Origin of the sequence: Bacillus sp. V33-4 (genome assembly GCF_002860225.1) — a bacterium.
Lineage (GTDB): Bacteria > Bacillota > Bacilli > Bacillales > Cytobacillaceae > Bacillus_BJ > Bacillus_BJ canaveralius.
Genome location: NZ_PGVC01000005.1, coordinates 1 through 5,984, shown reverse-complemented (window position 1 = coordinate 5,984; position 5,984 = coordinate 1). Strand labels below are relative to the sequence as shown.

Here is a 5,984-nt window from a genome sequence, read left to right as displayed (position 1 = left end):
TGGCTCTAAACCATGAGAATGAATAGATTGAATTTTTCGACAGTATTTATGCAACACTAGTGAGGAAAAATATAATTTCAAATCAAAACCAAAGAAGCAATTTTGGCTCTCCCTATACCAAAATACCAAGTACCAAGTCCGAATATCAGCGAACAGGATATGCTTATTTCATTTCGATGACCATCAAAAAAGGGGAGTTGCCAAAAGCAACCCCCTTTTCCTATAGGTAATTTATTTTGTAAGAGCCTTTACCACTTCATCCATCGTCATTTCATGGGCAATCAGGCCGTTAATTGTCCAATGGCTTGGATCATTCATTTCATAAACATGGTTTTGGCTGACTGCAGGGAGGCCCTGCCATATAGAGCTGTTCGCCAAAATTTCCAATCCTGGTTCGTTTTCTTTGCTCACAAGGAAAATATGATCTGCGTCCAACTCGGCTAGTTTTTCAAGTGAAATTGGATCCCACTGTACTCCTGCTTCAGGGAGACTCTCGACAAAAGATGGCTGTTGAATACCTAAATCATTATACAAAACAGTGGCGCTGTAGCGGTTATTTTCAAATAAATAGAATTGCTCACCCATTACCCAAATAATCGCCGCTGTTTCATCCCCAATTGCATCTTTTATTTTCGCTTTGGTTTCGGCGGCTTTTTCGTCATATTGAGCAAGCGTTTTCTCAGCATCATCTTCTTTATCAACAATCTTACCCATTTGCAGGAGCTGTTGGCGCCAATCTGCGTTCACTTCCTCTTTAAGTACAAAGGTCGGAGCGATTTTCAGATACTCTTCACGCTGCCCATTTTGAATCGCGGATGGGGAGCTGAACACGATGAGATCAGGATCATGGCTGATAGCTTGTTCTAATGGAAGATCGTAACTGACTTTCGGGACTCCTTTTAGTTGAGGCTGCAAATAATCGAGGACAGTATCTCCAATCGACCATTGAGCTGCGGGTGTAATACCAAGGGCTAACAAAGAATCCTCTAAATAAGGAGCAATAATGCGTTCGGGATCGGCAGGGATAGTAACCTCGCCAGTCGCATCCTCCAACGTACGTTCACCGTTGTTTTCTGCTGTTTTTCCCTCACCTGATTCAGATGTATTTGAATTGTCTTCGCTGCTGCAAGCAGCTCCTAGTGATATTAATAATACTAAACTAAAGACAAGTAAAATTCTTTTCTTAATCGAAAACATTTTTTTCCTCCCAGGTCTATTATTCAAAAGAGATTTATATGAAAATGATAATCACTTTCAAGTAGACTGTCAATATTCCGCTGCCATTAAAGATTTATTTTTGAAGAAAAAGTGAACAAATCTGTCAGCGGTGCAACATTAATGTATTCATGATTGAATAATTTTTAAGCCCTGTTATACTAATAGTATTGATAATAATTATCATTCTTAACTTAAAATTGGGTTGCTTTTTAATATAGCATAACAGATTAACTTCTAAAGGATTAGCAATGGTCAGAGAGACTGGTGAAGCTGATAGTGGGAGCAGGAAGGGAATGTAAGACGGTTGAAGCGGAGCAAACGTTCTTTTTTACAAGCTGAGTCGAAAAAAGTACAGTCGCGTGTAATCAGCGGGATGTTCGTGCTTGTCGGCGGTTCTATCGCAATCGTTTTTGCGATTGTCCTTTCGGTTGTTTACGGGGCAGCAGATATAAATCTGTCTACTGTTTCTGCAGCTGTTTTTGCCTTTAATTCTGAATTGACATCCCACCAGATTATTCAGGAAATAAGGTTGCCGCGGGCAATCGCCGCAGCATTGGTAGGAGCATTTCTTGCCGTATCCGGGGCTGTTATGCAAGGGTTAACGCGCAATCCGCTCGCTTCCCCTTCGATCATGGGTGTTACGGATGGAGCAGCGTTTGCGCTTGTTGTTACGCTCGCTTTTCTTCCGTCAGCCACGATTGTTAGCCAATCCTTTTCAGCTTTTATTGGTGCAGGATTCGCGGTCCTGCTTGTTTTTATGATTGGTACTTTTTCAAAGGGTGGGCTCACGCCCGTTAAACTGGCGCTCGCGGGAGTTGCAGTAGGTGCGTTGCTGAGGTCGATTTCAACTGCAATTGGTCTCCACACTCAAGTGGCCAAAAACATCAGCTTTTGGTACGCAGGAGGGTTAGCTTCAACTAATTGGACTTCAGTATACATCTTGTTGATAGCCGGTGGAGCCGGGCTACTGCTTGCGATGCTAATCTCCCGTTCGATTACGATACTTAGCCTTGGAGAAGAGGTTTCAAAAGGGCTCGGGCAAAATACCTTGCTCGTTAAAGCACTCGGCATCATTGTTATTCTCCTTTTAACAGGCGCAGCGGTATCGGTGGCTGGAGCGGTCGGGTTTATCGGATTGGTTATTCCGCACATCACGCGCTTTTTGGTTGGTTCTGATTACCGTTGGATCATTCCGTCCTCCGCTGTGCTGGGTGGCCTTTTGTTAGTCCTCTCGGATGTAACAGCGCGGATGGTCAATGCTCCATTTGAAACGCCGGTTGGCGCGATCACGGCGGCAATTGGGGTTCCTTTTTTCCTTTACCTTGCTCGCGGGGAAAGGAGGGGATTGTGATGGATACACTGATAAAAACAGGCAGAAGAAAATTTTTATTTACTTCGATTTTGCTGACTATCCTCATTGTCGTTCTCTTTTTTATCAGCTTGAACATGGGGGTAGTCCGCATTGCTCCGCTGGATGTAATAAAAACTCTCCTCGGAATGGGGACGGAGCGGGACCGACTAATATTGGTCGATTTTCGCCTGCCCGGAATGGTTCTTGCCCTGTTGATTGGTGCAGGACTGGCTGTTTCGGGAGCGATTTTACAAGGCGTATCAAAAAATGAATTAGCTGACCCCGGTATATTGGGGATTAATACAGGAGCGGGATTTGCAGTCATCCTGTTTATCTTCTTTTTTCAAGGCTCGATGGCAAACTTAAGCACTTCCGGCGTGTTTATCATGCCGTTATTCGCTTTGCTTGGTGCTTTAGGAGCTGCATTGATTATTTACGTTTTGGCATGGAAAAAGGGGCTTGATCCGGTGCGGTTAATTCTGGTCGGAATTGGTGTTAATGCCGGGTTTGGCGCAGCAATTATCATTTTTCAGCTGAAAATGAATCCGCAGGATTTTATGCAGGCCGCTGTCTGGTTATCAGGTGATATTTGGGGAGCAAATTGGAAATTTGTATGGGCGCTGGCGCCGTGGATTCTTCTGCTAATCATTTATGCGGTTTATAAATCACATGCGTTAAATATTTTGAATTTAGGAGACCAGCTGGCGATTGGGCTTGGAACAAAAGTAGAACACGAACGGAGAATATTATTGGTTGTTGCGGTTGCACTCGCAGGTTTAAGTGTGGCGGCCGGTGGGGGAATCGCCTTTCTCGGCTTGGTAGCTCCCCATATTGCCCGGCGAATGGTTGGACCGAAGCATCAGCTGCTCATCCCGATCACTAGTTTGCTCGGCGCTTTACTTTTGTTGCTGGCTGATACAATAGGGAAAAATATTCTTGCCCCTTCAGAAATTCCCGTTGGTGTTGTCGTTTCTATCTTAAGTGCCCCTTATTTTATCTACCTATTAATGAAAATAAAGTAAAAGGAGAGATGATCGTGGTTTCACTTTCAACTGAGAATCTGGAAATTGGCTATAGTGAAAAGGTGATCGTAAAGGATTTGAATTTGCGTATTCCGCCAGGAGAAATCACGACGATTATCGGTCCGAACGGGTGTGGGAAATCAACAATTTTAAAAACACTGGCCCGAATTCACGAGGCGAAAGCGGGTGTTGTTTACTTGGATGGCAAGATGATTCACAAAATGCCGACGAAAGAGATTGCGAAGAAGATGGCGATTTTGCCTCAATCACCCGAAGCTCCGACTGGATTAACGGTCTATGAACTCATTTCTTATGGGCGCTCACCCCATCAAAGCGGATTTGGGCGGTTAGCTGATAAAGACCGCCAAGTGATTGAATGGGCTTTGGGGGTAACAGGATTATTGCCATTGAGCCATCAAGCGGTTGATACACTTTCAGGCGGTCAGCGCCAGCGGGCCTGGATTGCGATGGCGATTGCCCAGGAAACAGATCTCTTACTGCTAGATGAGCCGACAACATATCTTGATATGGCCCATCAGCTTGAGGTGCTAAAGCTTCTTGAGCTGTTGAATAAAGAACAGAATCGCACAATTGTGATGGTGATCCATGACTTAAACCATGCGGCTCGTTTTGCCCACCATATGGTCGCTTTGAACGGTGGGAGGGTGATTAAGGAAGGGGCTGCTGCAGAGATCATGACTTCAGAAGTTTTAAAAGATGTATTCCACATTGATGCAGAGGTCGTTCAAGATCCGCGAACGCAAAAACCTGTCTGTCTTTCATATGATTTGTTGGATAATCCACGATTATCAAAAGAAGCAGCCAGTTTCTAGGGGGAAAAACAATGGTACAACGGCATCAATTGTATGATGTAACGATCATTGGCGGTGGGCCGGTTGGTTTGTTTGCGGCTTATTACTGTGGAATGCGTGAAATGAACACGAAAATCATCGAATTTCTGCCCCATCTGGGTGGAAAAGTGTCGTATTTTTATCCAGAGAAGATGATTCACGATATTGGGGGTATTCCCCAAATTTCTGGTGAAAATTTCGTCAAGCAGCTTGAACAGCAGGCGAAAACCTTCGATCCGACAATTATCTTAAATCAGCAGGTAACTGAATTAACAAAGCAAGAAGATGGAACGTTCGTTTTAACAAGCCAGTCCGGTGAGAAACATTATACCCGCACGATCATTTTGGCAACTGGTTTCGGGACTTTGAAAACTGTCAAACTCGACGTTGAAAATGCAAATGACTATGAGGGTAAAAGCCTTCATTATTCAGTAGATAAGATCGATTATTTTAGGGATAAACATGTTTTAATATCGGGTGGAGGCAACTCCGCTGTTGATTGGGCGAACGCACTGGAACCAGTTGCCAGGAAAGTGACCGTCGTTCATCGACGCGATGAGTTCGGCGGCCTTGAATGCAACATAACAGCGATGAGAAACTCTTCTATTTCAATAATGACTCCATACACTGTAACAGCCTTGACTGGAGAGGCCGGACAACTTTCGAGCGTAACGGTGTCCAGGCTGGGTACAAGTGCAACAGAAGAAATCATCGTGGATGAACTTTTTGTGAACCATGGCTTTGATATCGATCTTGGTCCCATCAAGAATTGGGGCCTGGAGATTGAGAACGGCACGATTAAAGTTGATCGGAATATGAAAACAAGTATCGATGGGATTTTTGCCGCCGGAGACGTTGTGAACTATACTCATAAGCTAAAATTAATAGCCGGCGGATTCGCGGAAGGACCGACAGCTGTTAATAGCGCTAAAGCATACCTCGAACCGGAACAAGACCTTATTGCTCTTTACTCCACCCACCACCATGATGAACTGCTCCGAAAACATAAAAAACTGGCAAAGGCTTAAATAACCCGCAAAACACCGCTCGAATTTTTTGAGCGGTTTATTTGCGTTTAGGTTTTTTAACAAAGTATAAGGAAAGTGAGACTATGAACACCCCTGCGAAAAGTAGGTTATTGGACGGTTAAAAGATAGAGGTGTATTCGGCTCTGAAGTGTAAAAAGGATTTAATATTCATTTAGAAACATCGTTCGATTCAGTTTGAAAGTAAAAGAACCCTGATCCAGGTTCTTTTTACAACCTTACCGTCTATCTTCTGCTCTGTAACCATCCGCTTTCAACTTTTCGACTGCCTGGATCGCTTCGAGCTCTGATTCGTAAGAACCGATTACACGTTTAGTGTGGTTTACCATCGTTTCTTCCTCCTCTTCCGTTTCGACTATATTAAATGTATACCCTTGCAACAGCAGAACTAACAAAGAACCCATTAAAAAAGCTGCCAGTTTCGGCAGCTTTGCTGTTTATGCGTGCCCAGCAAGCCGTTAATTGCTAGTTGGTGAAAGTCCAACCCGAGTAAGTG

6 protein-coding genes are annotated in these 5,984 nt (G+C 44.0%); 4 read left to right on the top strand and 2 right to left on the bottom strand.

Features of this window, described 5'->3' with window-relative positions; genetic code table 11:
* Positions 1-231: 231 nt before the first annotated feature.
* The gene (locus tag CVD23_RS02870) at positions 232-1,197 is read right to left on the bottom strand and encodes an iron-hydroxamate ABC transporter substrate-binding protein (protein WP_101665135.1); all 966 of its coding nucleotides are present in this window, start codon (positions 1,195-1,197) and stop codon (positions 232-234) included.
* Positions 1,198-1,591: 394 nt separating this feature from the next.
* Between CVD23_RS02870 and CVD23_RS02865 the strand changes: the two genes are divergently transcribed.
* From CVD23_RS02865 to CVD23_RS02850, 4 genes are read left to right on the top strand one after another with little or no spacing between them, the layout of a single operon-like run.
* The gene (locus CVD23_RS02865; RefSeq protein WP_101665136.1) at positions 1,592-2,569 is read left to right on the top strand and encodes a FecCD family ABC transporter permease; all 978 of its coding nucleotides are present in this window, start codon (positions 1,592-1,594) and stop codon (positions 2,567-2,569) included.
* A gap of 11 nt (positions 2,570-2,580) precedes the next feature.
* Positions 2,581-3,591: a FecCD family ABC transporter permease gene (locus tag CVD23_RS02860; RefSeq protein WP_374702610.1), complete on the top strand. Its 1,011-nt coding sequence runs from the start codon at positions 2,581-2,583 to the stop codon at positions 3,589-3,591.
* A gap of 14 nt (positions 3,592-3,605) precedes the next feature.
* Positions 3,606-4,424, top strand: coding sequence for an ABC transporter ATP-binding protein (locus tag CVD23_RS02855; RefSeq protein WP_101665133.1), 819 nt, complete (start codon positions 3,606-3,608; stop codon positions 4,422-4,424).
* A gap of 11 nt (positions 4,425-4,435) precedes the next feature.
* Positions 4,436-5,470 (top strand): NAD(P)/FAD-dependent oxidoreductase, encoded by a 1,035-nt coding sequence (locus CVD23_RS02850; protein ID WP_101665132.1) that lies wholly within the window; start codon positions 4,436-4,438, stop codon positions 5,468-5,470.
* A 236-nt stretch (positions 5,471-5,706) separates the two neighbouring features.
* Here the strand turns inward: CVD23_RS02850 and CVD23_RS02845 are convergent, their stop codons facing one another.
* Positions 5,707-5,892, bottom strand: coding sequence for a hypothetical protein (locus tag CVD23_RS02845; RefSeq protein ID WP_101665131.1), 186 nt, complete (start codon positions 5,890-5,892; stop codon positions 5,707-5,709).
* Between the last annotated feature and the right edge of the window lie 92 nt (positions 5,893-5,984).